This is a genomic window from Saccharopolyspora sp. NPDC050642 (assembly GCF_040654735.1).
GTDB lineage: Bacteria > Actinomycetota > Actinomycetes > Mycobacteriales > Pseudonocardiaceae > Saccharopolyspora > Saccharopolyspora elongata.
The window spans coordinates 55,249-73,884 of sequence record NZ_JBFAIN010000034.1; the positions used below are offsets into that span (position 1 = coordinate 55,249).

The window sequence follows — 18,636 nt, forward strand, 5'->3', positions numbered from 1 at the left end:
GCCCGGCGCTGAGCCGCAGCGGGCGGAGCGCTGGGACACCGCGCCGGTCGAGCGCCGGGTGCTCGGCGTCGTGCGAACCCTGACGACGCTGGATCGCCTGCTGGACGTGCTCCCGGTGCTCGCCGACGACATGCGGGTGGAGACGCGCTTCGCGGTGGCGGCGGGCTCGGAGTTCGCCGCGAACCTCGCCGACCAGCTGCACCGCTCGCAGGCCCGGGTCGCGGACTGGGAACAGGCCGTCGGCGAGGACTTCGACCTCGCGATCTCGCCGAGCGGCAACGGCCGGCTGCACGAGCTGGAGATACCGGTGCTGACGCTGCCGCACGGCGCCGGGCACCACAAGCTCCGCGCCACGGAATCCGGTGTGGCGGAGGAAGTTTCGGGCCTGTCCGCCGCTCAGCTGATGCACGAGGGCCGGGTGGTTCCGGCGGTCGTCGGCCTCTCCCACCCGAGCCAGCTGGTCGCACTGCGGCGCGACTGCCCGGAGGCGGTCCCGCGCGCCGAGGTGATCGGCGATCCCTGCTTCGCGCGGCTGCAGGTCAGCCTGCCGATGCGCGAGCACTACCGCGCGGCCCTCGGCACCGGCAGCCGAAAACTCGTGGTCCTCGCCTCGACCTGGGGCCCGCATTCGCTGTTCGGCAGGCAGGGCGGGCTGGCCCGGGATCTGGTCGCCGCGTTGCCCGCCGACTACCAGGTCGCGCTGGTGCTGCACCCGAACATCTGGAGCAGGCACGAGGGCCTGCAGATCCGGACCTGGTTGCAGACCGCCCTGCGCGACGGGCTCGTTCTGGTGCCCAGGCTGCGCAAGTGGCAGGCCGCGCTGATCGCTGCGGACGTCGTGATCTCGGATCACGGCTCGCTGTCGTGCTACGCCGCAGCGCTGGGAAAACCGCTGCTGCTAGCGGCTTTCGGCACCGACGAGGTGGTGCCCGGCTCCCCGATGGCGCTGCTGGGCGAGCGGGCGAAGCGCCTCGACCCGACCGGAGACGTGCGAGCGCAGATCGACGCGGCACGGCCGGTCCCCGACCACCAGCAGCTCGCGGACCTGGCCTTCCAAGACCGCGCCTGCGAACGGCTGCGCAGCCTGATCTACCGGCAGCTGGACCTCCCGGAGCCGCCGTGGCCTGCCCGGCCGGCGCCGGTGGACCTGTTCAGTCCCGGCTGACGCACCTCACCCGTCACCGAGCTTGCGGGCCACCCGCTCCGCCTTCGGGCTCTCCGCCTGCTCGTAGATCTCCAGCGCTTCCGCCAGGCATTCCCGCGAACCCGGCTGCCCGGTCGCGGTGAGCGAGTCGGCGAGCAGCTCCAACGGCTCGGCGAGGTCGAAGGAGGCCTGCCGTTCCCGCGTCGCGGCGATGACCTCGCGCAGCACCGAAACGGCCTGCTCGTGCTGCCCGAGCGCCTGGTGCGCCCGAGCCGTCGCGACACCGATCCGGCCGGGAGTCCGCTTGTCCTCGGGGAATTCCGCGAGCCGGTCCAGGGCGGTCCGCAGCACGGCCAGAGCCTCATCGTGCCGGCCGAGCCCGGACAGCGACTTGCCCATCAGGTATTCCTGCAGCGCCATGCCGCGACGCCGCCCGAGCTCCTCGTTGAGCCGCCGCGCCCGCTCGAAGTTCCCGATGGCCTCGGCGAATTCGTCGCGCGCGTGCAGCACCTTGCCCTGGAACTCCAGCGCGGAGGCCAGGATTCGCCGGTGCCCGGCCTGCTCGGCCGCGGCAACCGCCTTCGCGCACTCCTCGTGCGCCTCGTCGAGTTCGCCGCACTCCATGAGCAGCTGACCGCGCAGGCTCCGCATCCGCGCTTCCGCAACGGGGTCCTCGATCGCCGCCGCGGACTCGATGGCCGATGCCAGCGCCGGCAACGTGTCGGAGTAGTGCTTGTGCTGGTTGTGCAACGCCCACAGTGGACCGTCGCAGAGCGCGATCACGTCGACGTGCAAATCACTTTCGCGGGCCAGTCGCACCATTCCGAGGATGTTGACGCGCTCGCGCTCCAACCATTCCAGCGCTTCTTCCCGCGTGCCGAACGGGTTCTCCCCGTCGACCTCGTCGTCCACGACGCGGAGCCGGCTGGGTTCCATCACCATCCGATCGGCGAACGCGCCCTGCCGCCGGTACCACCCGACAAGGCGCCGCAACGCGTCGTCGCCCTGCCGCGCGGCGTCTAGCTTCTCCGCAGCTTCGCTAGGAGTTTCGGAGGCGTGCTCGCGGACGAGGTCGTGAAGGAAGTACTGATCCTGATCGTTCTTTTCCACCAGACAAGTCCTGTGCAGTTCGTCGAGACGGAGTTCGGCATCGATCTCAGCGAGATCGGCTAACGCCGCCACCGCCCCCGCCGAGAACACCGGCCCGGGGAACACCCCCAGCCACGGATAAAGCTCCGCTTCGGCCCTGGAGAGCTGCTCGACCGCCAGGTCGAGCGCCGCGAACGCCTCGTGGAGGTGATCGCGCCGCTTCCTCTTGTCGGACAGTTCCCGAACCGCCCGCGCGATGCTCCAGGACGTCCGGCGCCGGAGCATCCCGGCCACCAGGCGAAGGACGTGCGGCAGCCTGCCGCACCGGTCCACGAGCTCCGCGGCAGCGACCGGCTCAGCGTCGATCCGCTCCCCCAGGCCGCTGCGCCGCAGGTAGTCGAGGGCATGCCCGGGTTCGAGCTCGGTCAGCCGAATGGGCCGAACGCCGTCCAGCACCAGGTCTGCGGCGTCGTGGTGACTCGTGCAGAGAACCACGCTCTCCGCCGAGGCGGGCAGCAGCTTCGCAACGTGCGCGAGGTCGCCCACGTTGTCGAAGAAGAACAGCAGCTTCCGGCCTTTGGTCTTCGTGCGCAGCAGGGCGATCTTGTCGTCGTCCGACAGCGGAATCCGGTCCCCGGCCACGCCGAGCGAACGCAAGCAGTGCTCCGCGGCCTCACCGAGCGACCGCTGTCCGAGCCCGAAGTCGAACCGAACCTGGCCGTGCTCGAACGAGTCGATCGCCCGGTACGACCAGTAAGTACCCAAGGCGCTCTTGCCGACCCCGCGAATCCCGCTGATCACGGCGCACCCGGCCCTAGCCCCGCGCACCTCGGCGAGCAGCGCGTCGAGCGCCTCGCGCTCCGGCACCCGGTCGACGAAGTTGACCGGCTCCGGCAACAGCTGCCCGGGCGCCTCCGGCGCCTGCTCGTGGAAGTGCACGTCGCCGTGGATGGCCCCGACCTGCACGAGATTGCGCACCGGACCGCTGTTCTCGTTGCCCATACCCACCCCAGTGGCGCCGAACGGTAACGATCACCTGACGATACGCGACGGAAGCCTGCGACAGGCGGGACGCAGGGGACGCCAACCGGGTGTCAGACGACCCCGGCGAGCCAGGTACGCTCCGAGTGAGGTCGAAGACCAAGCCCTCGTAGCTCAGGGGATAGAGCACCGCTCTCCTAAAGCGGGTGTCGCAGGTTCGAATCCTGCCGGGGGCGCAAAACCGCTGGTAAACGAAGCGGGGGCTGATCTAGTTCAAGATCAACCCCCACTTTATCCCCATCTTCGCGTCGGCCCTCTGGTTGAATGCCAGCTAGCGCTTCGGACGCCGAGCTGCTGGGCACACCCCGGTTCATGTACACGTCCTGCGTCATGCTGGGGTCCTCGTGCCCGAGGTAGTCAGCGATCTGACGGGCAGTCAATCCCCGCTCGTCCAGCTCCGTTGCGACCAGGTGCCGGAAGGCGTACGGATGAAGCCCCTCCCAATCCGTCTCGCTCACGGCCTCCCGGATGTGAGCACGGGTGTTATCCGGGTCCCGCAGCGTCCCCGTCGACGTGGGGTACACCCATTTCGACTCGGATTCCACGTGTCGCCGCTTGAGCATGTCCATGTACCACTTCGGCGGCATGACCGTCCGCATCCCCGCATCCGACTTGGTGTGCGGCTGGATGATCAGTCCGACGCCCTTGACCCGGATCACCGTGCCTTCGATGGCGATGGTTCCGGCAGCGAAGTCGACCTTGGTCCAGTCGAGCGCCAGCAGTTCCCCAGTCCGGCACCCCAGGGCCGCGAAGCCGTCGATCAAGTCCGGTAGGTCGCGGCGAACGGCCTTCTTGTCGGCGCGGAGGTGTGCCCGAAGGCCGGGAAGCTCGGTCGCCTCCAGCTTCATCCGGTCCCGCTTCGCCGCCTTCTTGCCGGCCGTGGGAAGGACCACTTCGGCAATCGGGTTGGTGTCGATCGCGTCGTGCCGAACGAACACCTTCATGATCCCGCTCAGAACAACCTTGGCGTGGATCGCGCTCCCCGATCCGGCGGTGTCATGGATCTTGCGAAGCACACGAGTCGCCAGGGACACCTTGATCTCGCTACCCCGGAGGGCACTAACGGCAGGCTCCACATGTCGCTGCCAGCTCTCGCGGTACGTCTCCTTCGTCCGCACCGCCTTGTCCGACTCGTCGAGCTCTTTGAGCCAGATCGCAGCCGCCACTCCCACCTTCGTGGATGCGGTGACCTCGTCTTCCCCCACGGCCGTGCGTGCCCGGTCCCGCAATGCCTTCTTCAGGTTCGCCTTCGCGCCTTCCTTGCTCGAACCAACGCGTTCGACATCGCGCACCGTGCCGTCGTAGTCGCGGTACAGGGTCCGCGCACGCCACTTCTTCGGTGCGAGCCGATAGCAGCGGATCTCCCCCGCCGTACCCAGCTCAAGCGGAGGTCTTCCCGCGGATCGACCACGACGGTCCTGCGACGCTGTGGGCGCAGGTGGCGGCCGATATTGACGCCGACGTCACCGCGGGCATCTTGTCGAGAGGTTCGCGCTTGCCGACCGAGCTGGAGCTTGCCGAAATCTACGGCGTGGCTCGCGGCACCGTGCGACGCGCTGTAGCGGACCTTGCCGAACGCGGGGTAGTCGTAGTTGTCCATGGTCGGGGCACCTTTATCGCCGCCACCGGCTAGGCCGCAGTCCGCGTGTCTAAACTTTCTCTACTTCATCAAGGGCGGCCCCTGCGGGGCCGCCTGCCTGCTGTATGCGAGCCAGGACGAGGCCGCCGACCTTCCTGTATGCAAGCCCGGTCAAGCCGACGTAGTCCGGCCGGGCATGCGGCTCGCTGCGCTCACCGACCCGGCCGGCCTACGTCGGCGACCGGGCGCGAGCGGAAAGGTCGGCGGCCTCGTCCTGGCGCGAGCGGAAGGCAGGCAGCCCCGCAGAAACCGCCAAGTGGAGCTTTGATCCACGGTCGGCACGTTGTGCGCGGTGCGATTGGGCAAGGTTAAAAAAACGGTGTCGCCAGGTCGCCGAGCTGGTCACCTTGCCACTCCAGTTGAGCGTAGAGCGGTCACCGACTGAACGGGGTTGCCGGCTTGTGGTCCCGCCAAGACATCCGCACCTGATCCTCCCGAGCCATCGAGTCTCGGCGACCTCGACTGGCATCGTCGGGGCTGGTGCTGTCTGCCGTTCCGATGTTTCTCAACCCCGGTTACAGCACAACCGGGCGGACAAAGGGGTTGTGATCCTGAAAATCCCGGCCGCTGGCAGTGGCGCTTAGGAGATCATCCGTGGGTGTCTCCTGATTCTGATCTCATCCAGTGGATCGTCGTCGTGGCCACCCTGGTCCAGACGGCCGCAGCGGTCATCCAGGTCCATCAAGGTCAGCAAGCAGGCCAGTCCACCTCGCTTGCCGCAGCGGTAACCGTTCCGCTCAAGCTGGGACTGCTGAGCTCCGTGGCCAGCGTGCTGTACGTTGCGGCATTCAACTACCTCCACGAGCGCCGCCAGTACGGCGACTGGGTTTTCTACGCGGCCCGTGACGAGTTCGAGAACGCCACGTTCCTGAAGATCTTGATCATCATCGGCGAAATCGGGACCCCGGTTCTTGGGTGTGCCGCGGTTGCGGCGCTCCTCAAAGCGATAGTCCTCGGACGTCTGGACATGTCACAGACGTTCGTACACACCGTGGCGCTGGTAGCCAGCTTGGCGAGCATGTTCGTCGCCGTCGGCGTCATCTACAGCTCCGGTAATACCGGAGTCTTCTGGTTATGGATCGTGATGGGCGCCGTGGCCGGGTGGAATTATGATGACTGGTGAGTTCGTCGTGCGGTCATGCCGCCGTGGCGGTGAGCCGCTGCTGGTATCTGGTAAGCCTTACGATCGGCGGCGGCCGCGCTCTCAGTGCTCGGTGCGGCCGCCGCGTCGAGCAGCGCCTGGTGGGCCCGCGCGGTCAGGAGAGCGGGTGCCAATTAATTGCCAACAATCACCCGCAACCGACGGCAAATAGCGGCAGCCGACGAAAAGTCGGCTCCATTCGTCCAAGCAGGTAACCAAAGCTATTGGCAGGAAACGGCAAACGTTGATGATCATGGAAACGTGATCCGCGGGTTCAGGGTTCGATCCCCCAGGAGCGGTCCCGGCAACGGTCGCCGATGACCGACGGCATCAGGCCGTCGCCGGGCGTTGAGCCCCCACTTTACCCCCATGAATCGACCGGAAACGTCCATCATCAACGGCAAGCGACCCACATTTGCAATCGGAATCCGTCGAGTTCACGATGGGTATCCAGCACTGTCCAGTAAGGACCGTAAGAAAGATCTTCTAGAGCGGGTGTCGCAGGTTCGAATCCTGCCGGGACGCAAGTCCTGATCGACATGCACTCCGGCCTGCGGAGAATCGAACGCCCGCCTCGCGGTACGCGCTATGCGGCATGAGGGTGCCGTCGGGTCGGGTGGCCGTTGCCTTGGACTGGGGCGGGCGCCTGGCCGGTCATGTTGGCGGAAAGCCGGGCGTGCGCTCAGCCGGGACGGGGCTTGAGCAGGCCCTCGACGAGGGTGTCCACCAGGCCGTGGGGGATGCTCGACCCGGTGAAGGCGCGATGGACGATCGGGCCGACGAGGGCGTCGAGGGTGGCGTCGGGGCCGAGACTTGGCGACACCTCGCCGGCCTGGATAGCGCGCGGGCATGTCGCGCTCTTGGTCGCGGCGCGGGCCGAGATAGCGCTGGTGGAAGCTCGTGGCCGTGTCGGGGTCGTGCTGCGCCTCGGCGATGAGCGCGAGCAGGACCTTCGGCGAACCGGGCGCGGTTCGAGCGGCTCATCCACGCCACCGCGTGGCGGCCCCGGCCCCACAGCGCCGCAACCACCACCTCCCGACGGCCTGCCCCGGCCACCGCGCCGCAGCATCTCAAAACCGCGCCCATCGGGACGCCAGATCGATGATCTTGGCGCTCTCTTCGGATCCCTCCGGAGGGAGCAAAATGGGAGCAGAAATCGGAGCCTGCTCCCCGTCGAGGACTGCGGCGACCGCCGCCCACCGCGCGACCACCCCTCAGGCGGGTGGTCGGCCCGGCGTTTTTAGTTGCCGAGGCGTCCTTGGCGTCACCGCTGACTACAGTTGCAGCACCAAGCCCGCGCACGACGAACAGGCCCCTACCCGGGATCTCGCCGGGTAGGGGCCTGTTCTCGTCCAGCTCGTCGTAGCTTCCGGGCCGCAAGGGCTCTCCGCCACGTGGGATTCGGGGCGAGAGCCTGAGTTGTGGTGATTCACGTGTCTTCGGGTTGTTGTGCCGGCCTTCCGTGCCAGTGGGTCGTGTTCGGGGGTTCGTGGTATTTGCGCAGGTGTTCTTGTTCCGTTCGGCCTTGTAGCAGGAACTTGAAGCTCGATCCGTCCGGCCACTTCATGGTGCGCTTGCCGAAGCTGATCTCCGGGGCCTTCGGTTCGCTCGTCTGCCAGACGATCCTCGGCGGGGGCGCATCGGCCGGGTCGACGTAGGTCGGTCCGGTGTCCACCACCGCGATGCGCGTCGGCGAGCACACCAGCCACGGCCCCCTCGTCCTCCGGAGCTCGTCGAGCAGGTCGAGCGCCATCGCGTTCGCCGGGCCGGTGACGCGGATTTCCCGGTGGAACGGGTTCCCCACTTCGCCGCCACCGTTCGCCAGGTAGACGACGTAGAGCACCGCACCGCCGATGCCGCGCAGGACGTTCCAGAAGAACCGCCGGACGAGTCGCTTCCCCCTGACCGTGCCGTCGAGGCGCCTGCCGGGCACGTCGAATCCGAAGTCCGTGTCGCCGAGGCGCAGCACGATGACCGGCTCGCGCCACTCGGCCCGCATCAGCTCCTCGACCCGTTCCCGGAACCCCGGGCGGACCAGCACCTCGTCACGTTTCGCCTGCATGCGTTCTTCGTGGGTGAAGAGCTTCCGCGCGGCACGCCGCCGAGCCTCCGTCGGCGCCATCTCGGCTGGTTGCTGCGGGTCTCCTCCGGGCTCCGATCGTTCTCGTTGCACCACGGCTCGTCTCCTTCGGGGCCGACGGCATCGTCGCACCTCCATCCGACGACACCGGCAACACGATCATGGGACACATCCGGCCGGTGTCGGCGTCGTGGGCCGCTCGGACAGGTGACGACGTTGGAGTATTGGGTGAAAGCACCTCGTCTTCGTTGTCGCGGCCTTCGGAGATCAGTTGACTCCGCCGTGTTCCGGAGCATTCCCCAGGTTTAAGGAGCTTTGTCGTGCATGCTCTGCATCGCGGATTGATCGGCGCCTTGGCCGCCGCTGTGCCGATGGCTGCGGGCGTCTCCGCTCAGGCGGCGGTGGAGCTCGATGACCCCAGCGCCCTGCTCGAACCGTGCTACCAGTCGGTCACGGTCCGCAACGATGGTGCTTTCGCCGTCGCGTTCACCGTTCGTGCCGAGAACAGCGAACCGTTCTCGACCGAATGGACGTCTTACTTCGACCGGGCGGAAGCGAGAACTCTCGACGCCGGCGACGTGGGGGTCGGCGAGTACACCCCGGTCCACGTCGAAGCGGTCGCCGCGTCCGGAAGCCCGTTCAGGAGCAGGGACTTCTCCTTCTGCCGCAACGGGCGCACCAAGCTCGTCGAAGCCAAGGGCACCGCTGCGAACCCGTGGTTCGAGGACCGCTGACGCGTCAGGTCAGCCTTGCTCCGCCCGGCGTCGCGTGTGGCACGATTTCGCAGGTGACCAGCAGACCATCCGAGGCTCAGCGCTTGAGCGACCTCGCCCGGCTCCGCCGCGTTCGCGACCGGATCGACCGGGAGTACGCGCAGCCGCTGGACGTCGAGGCGCTCGCCCGCGACGCGCACATGTCCGCCGGGCACCTCAGCCGCCAGTTCCGGCTCGCCTACGGAGAGTCGCCCTACGGCTACCTGATGACCCGGCGCATCGAGCGCGCCATGGCGCTGCTGCGGCGCGGCGATCTCAGCGTCACCGAGGTCTGCTTCGCGGTCGGCTGCTCTTCGCTGGGCACCTTCAGCACCCGCTTCACCGAGCTGGTCGGCATGCCCCCCAGCGCCTACCGGACCCAGGCGGCGCTCGCCACCGCCGGGATGCCGTCGTGCGTGGCGAAGCAGGTGACCAGACCGATCAGGAATCGAGAAGCGCCGTCACCTGGCCGCACATAGCCTGACCGGCATGGACATCAGCATTCACTCGACCTTCCTCCCGCACGAGGACCCGAACGCGTCGCTGGCCTTCTACCGCGACGCCCTCGGCTTCGAGGTCCGCAACGACGTCGAATACGGCGGGATGCACTGGATCACCGTCGGTCCTCCCGGCCAGCCCGGCACCTCCCTCGTCCTGTTCCCGCCGGCCGCCAGCCCCGGCATCACCGACGACGAGCGCCGCACCATCTCCGAGATGATGGCCAAGGGCACCTACGGGATCATCGTGCTGGCCACCAAGGACCTCGACGGCACCTTCGAGCGGCTGCAGGCCGGCGACGCCGAGGTCGTCCAGGAGCCGACCGAGCAGCCCTACGGCGTCCGCGACTGCGCCTTCCGCGACCCCGCCGGCAACATGGTCCGCATCCAGGAACAGCGCTGAGCCCTCCGGCCATGACCTGCGCGGACGGTACCGTGGAGGAGCCCGCGCACGGCGCCGGCGGCGACCTCCCGGTGGCCACCGGCGCCGGGCCGCACCCGGCCTGACGACGCCGGCACCGGACCTCGCGCCGAGCGCGGCCGGGCCACCCCGAACGACACCGCAGGTCGGACCGCACCCACTTCCGGACTCGACGCTGATCGGATCGAGCCAGGCGACGCCGAGGGAGACCGCGAACGCGGCCCCGCCCGACAAGATGGAGACACGATGAGCAAGGCCACGAGGAAGGACGCGCAGTCGCCTGCGCCGCACGCCGCCGACAGCCACGAGCTGATCCGCGTGCACGGAGCGCGCGTGAACAACCTCAAGGACGTCAGCATCGAGATCCCGAAGCGCCGGCTGACGGTGTTCACCGGCGTCTCCGGCTCGGGCAAGAGCTCGCTGGTGTTCAACACGATCGCCGCCGAGTCGCAGCGGCTGATCAACGAGACCTACAGCGCCTTCCTGCAGGGCTTCATGCCGACGCTGGCCCGCCCCGAGGTCGACGTGCTCGAAGGCCTGACGACCGCGATCATCGTCGACCAGCAGCGGATGGGTTCCGACCCGCGCTCCACCGTCGGCACCGCCACCGACGTCAACGCGATGCTGCGCATCCTGTTCAGCCGGCTCGGGAAGCCGCACATCGGCTCGCCCCAGGCGTTCTCCTTCAACGTCGCCTCGATCAGCGGCGCCGGCGCGGTCACGATGGAACGCGCCGGACGGACCATCAAGGAACGCCGCAGCTTCAGCGTCACCGGCGGCATGTGCCCGCGCTGCGAAGGCCGGGGCACGACCAACGACATCGACCTCACCCAGCTCTACGACGACTCCAAGTCGATCGCCGAGGGCGCGTTCACCATCCCCGGCTGGAAGTCGGACAGCTGGTGGACCGTGCGGACCTACGCCGAGTCGGGCTTCCTCGACCCGCACAAGCCGATCCGCAAGTTCACCAAGAAGGAGATGCAGGACTTCCTCTACCGGGAGCCGACCAAGGTGAAGGTCGAGGGCGTGAACCTCACCTACGAGGGGCTGATCCCGAAGATCCAGAAGTCGTTCCTGTCCAAGGACAAGGAGTCGATGCAGCCGCACATCCGCGCGTTCGTGGAGCGGGCGGTCACCTTCACCACCTGCCCCGACTGCGACGGCACCCGGCTCAGCGAGACGGCCCGGTCGTCGAAGATCGGGCGGATGAACATCGCCGATGCCTGCGCGATGCAGATCAGCGACCTCACCGAGTGGGTGCGGGAGCTGGACGAGCCGTCCGTGGCGCCGCTGCTGAAGGCGCTCCAGGACACCCTCGAGTCGTTCGTCGAGATCGGGCTCGGCTACCTCAGCCTCGACCGCCCGACCGGCACGCTCTCGGGCGGCGAGGCGCAGCGCACCAAGATGATCCGGCACCTCGGGTCGTCGCTCACCGACGTCACCTACGTCTTCGACGAGCCGACGATCGGGCTGCACCCCCACGACATCCAGCGGATGAACAACCTGCTGCAGCGGCTGCGCGACAAGGGCAACACCGTGCTGGTCGTGGAGCACAAGCCGGAGGCGATCGCGATCGCCGACCACGTCGTCGACCTCGGCCCGGGCGCGGGCACCAAGGGCGGCGAGGTGGTGTTCGAGGGCACCGTCGAGGGGCTGCGGGCAGGCGGCACGCTCACCGGGCAGCACCTGGACGACCGCGCGTCGCTGAAGCCGTCGGTGCGGAAGCCGTCGGGGGCGCTCGAGGTGCGCGGCGCCGGCACCCACAACCTGCAGGGCATCGACGTCGACATCCCGCTCGGCGTGCTGGTCGCCGTCACCGGGGTCGCGGGCTCGGGCAAGAGCTCGCTGATCCACGGCTCGGTGTCCGGGCGCGACGGCGTGGTGGCGGTCGACCAGACCCCGATCCGCGGTTCGCGGCGGAGCAACCCGGCGACCTACACCGGGCTGCTCGAACCGATCCGCAAGGCGTTCGCGAAGGCCAACGGCGTGAAGCCAGCGCTGTTCAGCGCCAACTCCGAGGGCGCCTGCCCCAACTGCAACGGCGCCGGTGTCATCTACACCGACCTGGCGATGATGGCCGGCATCGAGACCCCCTGCGAGGAGTGCGAGGGGAAGCGGTTCCAGGCATCGGTGCTGGAACACCACTTCGGCGGTAAGGACATCAGCGAGGTGCTCGCGATGTCGGTGGCCGAGGCCGAGGAGTTCTTCGCCGAAGGCGAGGCGCGCCTCCCGGCCGCGCACAAGATCCTCGACCGGCTGGTCGACGTCGGGCTCGGCTACCTCCGCCTCGGCCAGCCGCTCACCACGCTCTCCGGCGGCGAGCGGCAGCGGCTCAAGCTGGCCACGCACATGGCGGAGAAGGGCGGCGTCTACGTCCTCGACGAGCCGACCACCGGCCTGCACCTCGCCGACGTCGAGCAGCTGCTCGGCCTGCTCGACCGGCTCGTCGACGCCGGCAAGTCGGTGATCGTCATCGAGCACCACCAGGCGGTCATGGCGCACGCCGACTGGATCATCGACCTCGGTCCCGGCGCCGGCCACGACGGCGGCCGGCTCGTCTTCGAGGGCACGCCCGCCGACCTGGTCGCCGCCCGCGCCACCCTCACCGGCGAGCACCTCGCGGACTACGTCGGCACCTGACCGTCCTCAAAGGACTTCCTCGGCCCGGGGCCCGGTCCGGGGAAGTCCTTTCGTCGACGGCGCGCCACGCCGAGAACAGCAGCGGGCACAGGGACATCGTCGCGGACGCGGCGGTGAACACCGCGATGCTGGGCATCAGTCCGATGTGGTCGCTGAGAAATCCCGCGGCGAGCGTTCCGGCGGGCATTCCCAGCAGCGCTGCCGCTGATATCGCGCCGAAAACGCGTGCGCGGTACTGCGGCGGCGTTCGTTCCGCCTTGACCGCGCCGATGATCGGGTTCAGCGGCCCGAACGCGAGCATGATGACGCCGCTGACGGCGACGAGGACCGCGAGATCCGGTTGCAGCAGGAAGATCCCGGAACGCGGCCCGAGAACCAGCAGGTAGCAGACCACCAGAACGGGCCACCGCCGCCAACGCAGTCCGATCCAGGCGAACAGGACCGTGCTCAACACCATCGCCGCGCCGGACGCTCCGGAGATGAGCCCGACCCCGAGCGACGAGTGCAGGACCACCTGGCCGTAGACGGGCACGAGAACGGAGAAGAAGCCGCTGTTCAGCCCGTTGGTCACCGCGACCATGCAGAGGATCGCGAACAGGGTGCGGTCGTTGCGCAGGAAGCGGAATCCCTCGCCGAGTTGCCGCAGGTAACCACCGCCGCCGGCGGTGTCGATCGCTGCTTCGTCGAGCGTCAAGCGGGTGATGGCGGCGGCGAGCACGAAGCTCGCCGCGTCGACGACGAGCGCCGCCGGGGCGCCGAGCATCGCGATGATCGCGCCCGCGATCGGAGCACCGAGCGCTCGCGCGCCCTGGTTCGGTGCGTCGTAGGCGCCGCTGACGCGTTCCACCGCGATACCGGTGCGAAGGGCGATGTCCGGGATCAGCACCTGCCGTGCGGCATCACCAGGCGCCCGGGACAGTCCCAGCAGCAGGCCCAGCGCTCCGAGCAGCCACAGCGGCAGCGCATCGTAGCGGTGGAGCACCGGAATGCCGAGGACCACGACCGCCGCCGCGAGATCGAACAGCACGGCCGCTCTGCGGGGGCGCAGCCGGTCGATCCACGGCCCGCCGAACGCCGAACCCAGCAGCAGGCCGACGACCTCGGCCATCACGACCAGCCCGGCGTCCACGCCGCGGCCCGTCGACTCCAGCACGAACCAGGGGATCGCGAGCATGGTCATCCCGGTGCCGACGCTGGAGATCGTCGTCGCGGTGATGAGCCCGGCGAGCGGGTGCCTCATAAGACGTCGGTGACGTCGGCGTCGCGCTCCTGACGGCGCAGCGGAATTGCGTGCCAGTGGGTGACCACCTCGACATCGCCCGGTTCCGGCTCGCGCCAGTACTCCTCGACCACGGCCTGGATGCGCCGGTTGAGCTCCGAGAGTTCCCGGGCGGACAGGGACAAGCGGTAGTCGGACAGCTCCGCGGCGCCGCGCCATTCCTTCGGCCAGTCCTGCATCGTGGCGAGGTACGTACCGGCCTGGTCGTGGTGGACGGCGTTGATCGCGTGCAGGTACGACGCCAGCGATCCGGTGAGCTCTGGGTCCTCGGAAAGTTCTCCCGGATCGAACTCGGTGCGGTCCTGGGCGGCGGCCCACCAGCGTTCCCGCCGGTTCCCGCGCTGGGTGTCCTCGGCGACGAGCCCGGCCTCGGCCAGCTGGCGCAGGTGCCAGCTGGTGTTCGCGGAGTTCTCGCCGAAGCGCTTGCCCAGTGCCGTCGCGGTGGCCGGCCCGTCCAGCCGCAGGGCTCCCAGCAACCGGACCCGCAGCGGATGCGCCAGCGCGCGCAGCCGTTTCGCGTCGAGGGTGACCATCCGCAGATCTCGTCCGTAGTCCGCCATGCCGCCAAGGTACGATTGCAAAGAACCGTTTGCAAACATTTCTTTGCGATCGGTCCCGGACGACAGGTTGCGGTCACCCGGATGCACGAGTGTCCACTGTGGCCCCAATGGCGTTCAGACCGACTTGCGCGGAGCGCAGATCCGCATCTAGCCGCCGTCGGGTACCCAGCGGAGCACGTCGCCGGGCTGGCATTCGAGCGTGCGGCAGATCGCGTCGAGCGTCGTGAACCGGACCGCCTTCGCCCGGCCGTTCTACAGCACCGCGATGTTGGCGGGCGTGATGCCGACGGCGGCGGCGAGGGTGGACTGGCACGCCGGCCGAAGACGACGGGGTCGTGAGTGCTTTGGTCCGCCACAGCAGTCCAAAACGCTCACGACCCCGGATGCTCCGTGCTTCGTGATCAGAGGTGGAGGACCGTCTGGCCCAGCGCCGCCGCCGCGAGGAACGAGGACGAGTAGGTCAGCAGCGCGACCAGGACGACCTTCCAGCTCAGCTGGCGCAGCGCCTGGATGTCCCGGCCCAGCGTCAGGCCGATCAGGGCCAGGCCCGGGAGGCCGATCAACATCACCTTCATGTTCTCCATCAGGTCCGCCACCAGCGGGCCGGTCGGGAGGAAGTTCGCCGACAGCAGCGTGCCGATGCCGAGCACGAAGACGCTGGCCGGGACCATCGGCACCAGCTTCGCCAGGCGGACGCACACCCACGTGAGGACGAGCAGGACGACGATGCCCACCGCGTCCTTGATCTCGAAGGAACGCGTGCCGATCGCGCTGGCCAACAGCCCGCCCGCACCGACGACGACGTAGGACAGCAGCGTCAGGCTCGGGGTGAGCTTGACCTCGGGGTCCTGCACGACCTCAAGTACCTGCTGCTGCTTCTTCTGCTTCTTCGCCTTGGCGGCGGTGCGGCGCGAGTTGCCCTCGTCGTCGCGGCCGAACACGCGGCTCCAGAAGGTGTAGAGCCGGCGGCACAGCGGCAGCGCCAGGAAGACGCCCGAGTAGAAGCCGACGATGTTGGTGACCAGGTTGGACAGCGCCGCCAGGGCCGCGATCTCGGCCGCCTGCTCCGGGTAGATCAGCGACAGCGCGCCGACTCCGCCCAGCATCATCGAGCCCGATCCCAGGCCGAGCCCCAGGGCGAGCGCGAGCGGGTGGAAGATGCCCAGGCCGCCCATGAAGCCCGAGAGCAGCGAGACGTACAGGGCACCGAAGACCGATCCGATCAGCCAGACCGAGAACACGCCCCGGTATTCCGGCGACCGGACGCCGAAGCGCTCGATCGCGAACGCCAGGTAGGACTCGCGGTCGATCGACCAGGTGGCCCCGATGGCCGCCCGCCCGAGGCCCAGCGCCACCGCGACCGGCAGCGCGAGCAGGACCGTCCCGAAGATGTGGCCGACCTCCTGCAGCAGGATGGCCGGGCCCAGGTTCTGGAACTTCGCCAGCGAGGGGCCGATCTCGGTGCCGAGCTTCGCCAAGAACAGCAAGATGCTGATCTCCAGCATCACGGTCGCCACCGAGCGCGTGGCACCGGAGACCGGCCGCCAGCGCTGGACGCCGATGATCGCGCCGATCAGCACCGCCCAGATGATCGGGAACAGCGCGATCGCGGCCGGTCCGACCTGGAACTTGTACTCGCCGATCAGCACCGAGACCACCGAGATCACGGTGGACAGCACGATCGCGGTTATCCAGTTCGCGCGGGTGATCGGTTGCTCCGTCGCGGACGTCGTGCCGGTGCTTTGGTCCATGGCTGCCTCCAGGGCACGGTCCGTGAATTGGACCGGTCGGGCCTAGCTGGTATACCGACGGGAGGGTAAAGAGCTGTTCCCGGAATGACCAGATCAGACGGGCGAAGAGTTACCTCGGCTTAACATTTACCGATTGAGCTAGGCGTTTACCGCTGCAGAACGCCCCGTGGCCACGTCGTTCGGCCGGCTCCACCGAAAAGACCGTTCGCATTTGGTATGCCAAATGCTAGTGTCGGGGCACTTCCAGGCCACCGAGAACCGAGCCCGAGGAGATCCCATGCGCACGCGTTGGCGGGCCAGCCACATCCTCGCCCACCAGGACGGACACCACGCGCTCCTGCGCGACGGCGAAGTGGTCTGGGAGGACGACGTGATCGTCCACGTCGGCCACGGGTACGACGGGCCCGTCGACGCCGAACTCGACCTCGGCGAATCGCTGGTGCTGCCCGGCCTCATCGACCTGGACGCCCTCACCGACATCGACCACCTGGTGCTCGACGCCTGGCCGACGCCGGAGCGGGCCGACGGGCTCCAGTGGTCGCTGGACTACTTCCAGCACCGGCGCCGCGACGTGTTCACCCCCGAGGAACGCGCGACGATCCGCGAGTACGCCCTGGTGCAGCTCGCCCTGCACGGCATCACCACGTACATGCCGATCGCCTCGGAGATCCACAGCTCGTGGGCCGAGCCCTACGACGAGCTCGTCACCATGACCGAGACCTCGCGCAAGCTGGGCCTGCGCGCCTACCTCGGCCCCGCCTACCGCTCGGGCGTGAACGTCGCGCTGCCGGAGGGCGGTCGCGACGTGGCGTTCGACGAGGAACGCGGACGCGCCGGGCTGCAGGACGCGGTGCGGTTCCTCGACCACGCCGCCGGGCTCGCCGACCCGCTGGTGACCGGCGTACTCCTGCCCTGCCGCATCGAAACGATCACCGAAGAGCTCATGCGCGAGACCGCCGCCACCGCCCGGCAGCGCGACGCGATCGTGCGGCTGCACTGCCTGCAGGGCCTGCTCGAACGCGACCTCGTCGAGCGGCAGCACGGCGTCACGCCGCTGGAGATGCTCGAACGCACCGGGCTCCTCGACACCCACCTGCTCGTGCCGCACGGCCTGGTCACCGACCGGCACCCGGACGTCCACGGCGAAGACCGGGGCGACCTCGCGAAGCTCGCGGCGGCGGGCGTGTCGATCGTGCACTGCCCGCAGACGTCCCTGCGCTACGGGAAGGTGCTGCACACCTTCGGCACGTACCGGGACGCGGGCATCAACCTGTGCCTGGGCACCGACTCCTTCCCGCCGGACCTGATCCGGGGCATGGACGTCGGCACCCACCTGGCGAAGGTCCTGGAAGACCGGTTCGACGCCGCGCCTGCCGAGGACTACCTCGACGCCGCCACCCTCGGCGGCGCGCGGGCGCTGGGCCGCGGCGACCTCGGCCGGCTGGAGCCTGGCGCCCAGGCCGACGTGGTGGCGTTCCGCATCGACGACATCCGCGACGGCGTGCTGGACGACCCGGTGCGCACCTTCCTGCTCAACGGAACCGCGCGGCAGGCGACGCACTCGGTCGTCGCGGGCCGGACCGTCCTGGCGGACTCCCGCATCCCCGGCGTCGACCTCGAAGACCTGCGGAAGCGCGCGCAACTGCTGTTCGAGAAGATGCGCGAGGCCTACTCCGAGCGCGACGTGCAGCGGCGGCCGGCCGCGGAGCTGTTCCCGCCGACGTACCCGGCGTTCACGACCGGGGATCCGGTTGGATGACGGTTTCAATTGAAACTGCGGTCAACCGATGTTCCCGGCGGGAGGTTTCAATTGAAACTGCTGATCACCAGCGGGCCGGGGTCGGCGTTCTCCCCCGGCATGCGTCGAAGCCACGGCCTCGTCGCCACGCGTAGGGTCGGCCCATGACCGGTCCAGCTGCCACCGATCGCCGCCAGGGTCCGGACCTCGGGCCGTCCACCGCGGTCCGCGCCGCGGACGAGATCCGCCGCCGGATCTTCGCGGGTGAGTACGCGCCCGGCGATCGGCTTCGCGAGCGCGATCTCTCCGAGGCGCTCAGCATCTCCCGCATCCCGGTTCGCGAGGCGCTGGCGCGGCTCGAAGCCGACGGCTTCGTCGTGGCGTCGCCCCGCCGCGGCGCCACCGTCCGCGCCCTCACGCTCAAGGACGTCGACGAGCTCTTCGACCTGCGGCTGAGCCTGGAGGTGATGGCGGCGCGCCGGGCCGCCGAAGCCGTTGCGGCGGGCGGCGGCGGAACGCGGCTGCGGGAGCTCATGGACGCCGCCGAGGACGCGACGCGGCGCGGCGACGCCGACGAGATCCCGGCCGCCAACACCGCGTTGCACGCCGAGATCGTCGCGATGACCGGGAACCGGATGCTGGAGAACGCCCTCAAGCCCTCGCTCGGGCTGATGCAGTGGCTGTTCACCATGACCTCGGATCGCGACATGCGCGTCCAGTGCGCCGAGCACAAGGACATCTGCCAAGCCATCTACGCGGGCAACGCCGATCTGGCGGCGGCGCTCGCGTTCTCGCACATCGAGCTGGGCCGGGCGCCCTCGCTGGCCAGCCTCGCCGACGTACTGCCCGCGACGTGACCGACGG

At 68.9% G+C, this 18,636-nt stretch carries 16 protein-coding genes, 1 tRNA gene and 1 pseudogene; 10 read left to right on the forward strand and 8 right to left on the reverse strand.

The genetic code is table 11. The features are described 5' to 3' along the window. Positions 1–1,165, forward strand: a 1,165-nt coding sequence (locus AB0H93_RS34700) for a hypothetical protein (RefSeq protein ID WP_358578814.1), incomplete at its 5' end; no start/stop codon positions are given. A gap of 6 nt (positions 1,166–1,171) precedes the next feature. On the opposite strand, the gene AB0H93_RS34705 is transcribed toward AB0H93_RS34700, so the two are convergent. Then, the gene (locus AB0H93_RS34705; RefSeq protein WP_358578816.1) at positions 1,172–3,235 is read right to left on the reverse strand and encodes a hypothetical protein; all 2,064 of its coding nucleotides are present in this window, start codon (positions 3,233–3,235) and stop codon (positions 1,172–1,174) included. 142 nt (positions 3,236–3,377) lie between these two features. Here AB0H93_RS34705 and AB0H93_RS34710 point away from each other — a divergent pair. Continuing rightward, a tRNA-Arg gene (locus tag AB0H93_RS34710) sits at positions 3,378–3,450 on the forward strand. Here the strand turns inward: AB0H93_RS34710 and AB0H93_RS34715 are convergent. After that, on the reverse strand, positions 3,412–4,218 hold the full coding sequence (locus AB0H93_RS34715; protein WP_358578889.1) for a site-specific integrase: 807 nt from the start codon (positions 4,216–4,218) through the stop codon (positions 3,412–3,414). The two genes, AB0H93_RS34710 and AB0H93_RS34715, sit on opposite strands and share 39 nt — an antisense overlap. A 284-nt stretch (positions 4,219–4,502) precedes the next feature. On the opposite strand from AB0H93_RS34715, the gene AB0H93_RS34720 reads away from it, so the two are divergent. Continuing rightward, entirely contained in the window at positions 4,503–4,907 is a 405-nt protein-coding gene (locus tag AB0H93_RS34720; RefSeq protein ID WP_358578819.1) for a GntR family transcriptional regulator, read from the forward strand. Positions 4,908–5,511: 604 nt separating this feature from the next. After that, complete coding sequence (locus AB0H93_RS34725) at positions 5,512–6,036, forward strand: hypothetical protein (RefSeq protein WP_358578821.1); 525 nt, start codon at positions 5,512–5,514, stop codon at positions 6,034–6,036. A 700-nt stretch (positions 6,037–6,736) separates the two neighbouring features. Here the strand turns inward: AB0H93_RS34725 and AB0H93_RS34730 are convergent. Together AB0H93_RS34730 and AB0H93_RS34735 are read right to left on the reverse strand one after the other, a co-directional pair. Beyond that, entirely contained in the window at positions 6,737–7,123 is a 387-nt protein-coding gene (locus AB0H93_RS34730) for a TetR-like C-terminal domain-containing protein (protein ID WP_358578823.1), read from the reverse strand. 360 nt (positions 7,124–7,483) lie between these two features. Then, on the reverse strand, positions 7,484–8,230 hold the full coding sequence (locus AB0H93_RS34735) for a hypothetical protein (protein ID WP_358578825.1): 747 nt from the start codon (positions 8,228–8,230) through the stop codon (positions 7,484–7,486). 224 nt (positions 8,231–8,454) lie between these two features. Here AB0H93_RS34735 and AB0H93_RS34740 point away from each other — a divergent pair, with 224 nt between their 5' ends. The 4 genes from AB0H93_RS34740 to AB0H93_RS34755 all read left to right on the forward strand — a co-directional run bounded on the left by AB0H93_RS34740 (position 8,455) and on the right by AB0H93_RS34755 (position 12,444). Continuing rightward, positions 8,455–8,868, forward strand: a complete 414-nt coding sequence (locus tag AB0H93_RS34740) for a hypothetical protein (RefSeq protein WP_358578827.1) — start codon at positions 8,455–8,457, stop codon at positions 8,866–8,868. Between the two features lie 53 nt (positions 8,869–8,921). Then, the gene (locus AB0H93_RS34745) at positions 8,922–9,365 is read left to right on the forward strand and encodes a helix-turn-helix transcriptional regulator (RefSeq protein WP_358578829.1); all 444 of its coding nucleotides are present in this window, start codon (positions 8,922–8,924) and stop codon (positions 9,363–9,365) included. A 10-nt stretch (positions 9,366–9,375) separates the two neighbouring features. Further along, positions 9,376–9,786, forward strand: a complete 411-nt coding sequence (locus AB0H93_RS34750) for a VOC family protein (protein ID WP_132488555.1) — start codon at positions 9,376–9,378, stop codon at positions 9,784–9,786. 264 nt (positions 9,787–10,050) lie between these two features. Beyond that, entirely contained in the window at positions 10,051–12,444 is a 2,394-nt protein-coding gene (locus AB0H93_RS34755) for an excinuclease ABC subunit UvrA (protein ID WP_358578832.1), read from the forward strand. Here AB0H93_RS34755 and AB0H93_RS34760 read toward each other — a convergent pair. From AB0H93_RS34760 to AB0H93_RS34775, 4 genes and pseudogenes are all read right to left on the reverse strand, one after another. Then, the gene (locus tag AB0H93_RS34760) at positions 12,407–13,684 is read right to left on the reverse strand and encodes an MFS transporter (RefSeq protein WP_358578834.1); all 1,278 of its coding nucleotides are present in this window, start codon (positions 13,682–13,684) and stop codon (positions 12,407–12,409) included. The genes AB0H93_RS34755 and AB0H93_RS34760 overlap by 38 nt on opposite strands. Beyond that, entirely contained in the window at positions 13,681–14,283 is a 603-nt protein-coding gene (locus AB0H93_RS34765; protein WP_358578836.1) for a helix-turn-helix domain-containing protein, read from the reverse strand. Before AB0H93_RS34765 ends, AB0H93_RS34760 begins: the two co-directional genes overlap by 4 nt. 147 nt (positions 14,284–14,430) lie before the next feature. Further along, a pseudogene (locus AB0H93_RS34770) lies at positions 14,431–14,571 on the reverse strand (helix-turn-helix domain-containing protein); the annotation flags it as partial. Positions 14,572–14,684: 113 nt separating this feature from the next. Continuing rightward, entirely contained in the window at positions 14,685–16,034 is a 1,350-nt protein-coding gene (locus tag AB0H93_RS34775; protein WP_358578838.1) for a DUF3100 domain-containing protein, read from the reverse strand. Positions 16,035–16,311: 277 nt separating this feature from the next. Here AB0H93_RS34775 and AB0H93_RS34780 point away from each other — a divergent pair, with 277 nt between their 5' ends. Both AB0H93_RS34780 and AB0H93_RS34785 read left to right on the forward strand, forming a co-directional pair. Beyond that, positions 16,312–17,793 (forward strand): chlorohydrolase family protein, encoded by a 1,482-nt coding sequence (locus tag AB0H93_RS34780; RefSeq protein WP_358578840.1) that lies wholly within the window; start codon positions 16,312–16,314, stop codon positions 17,791–17,793. Between the two features lie 143 nt (positions 17,794–17,936). Then, positions 17,937–18,629 carry a GntR family transcriptional regulator gene (locus tag AB0H93_RS34785; RefSeq protein ID WP_132488535.1) on the forward strand — a complete coding sequence of 231 codons (693 nt, stop codon included), beginning with the start codon at positions 17,937–17,939 and terminating at the stop codon, positions 18,627–18,629. The last annotated feature ends 7 nt before the right edge of the window (positions 18,630–18,636 follow it).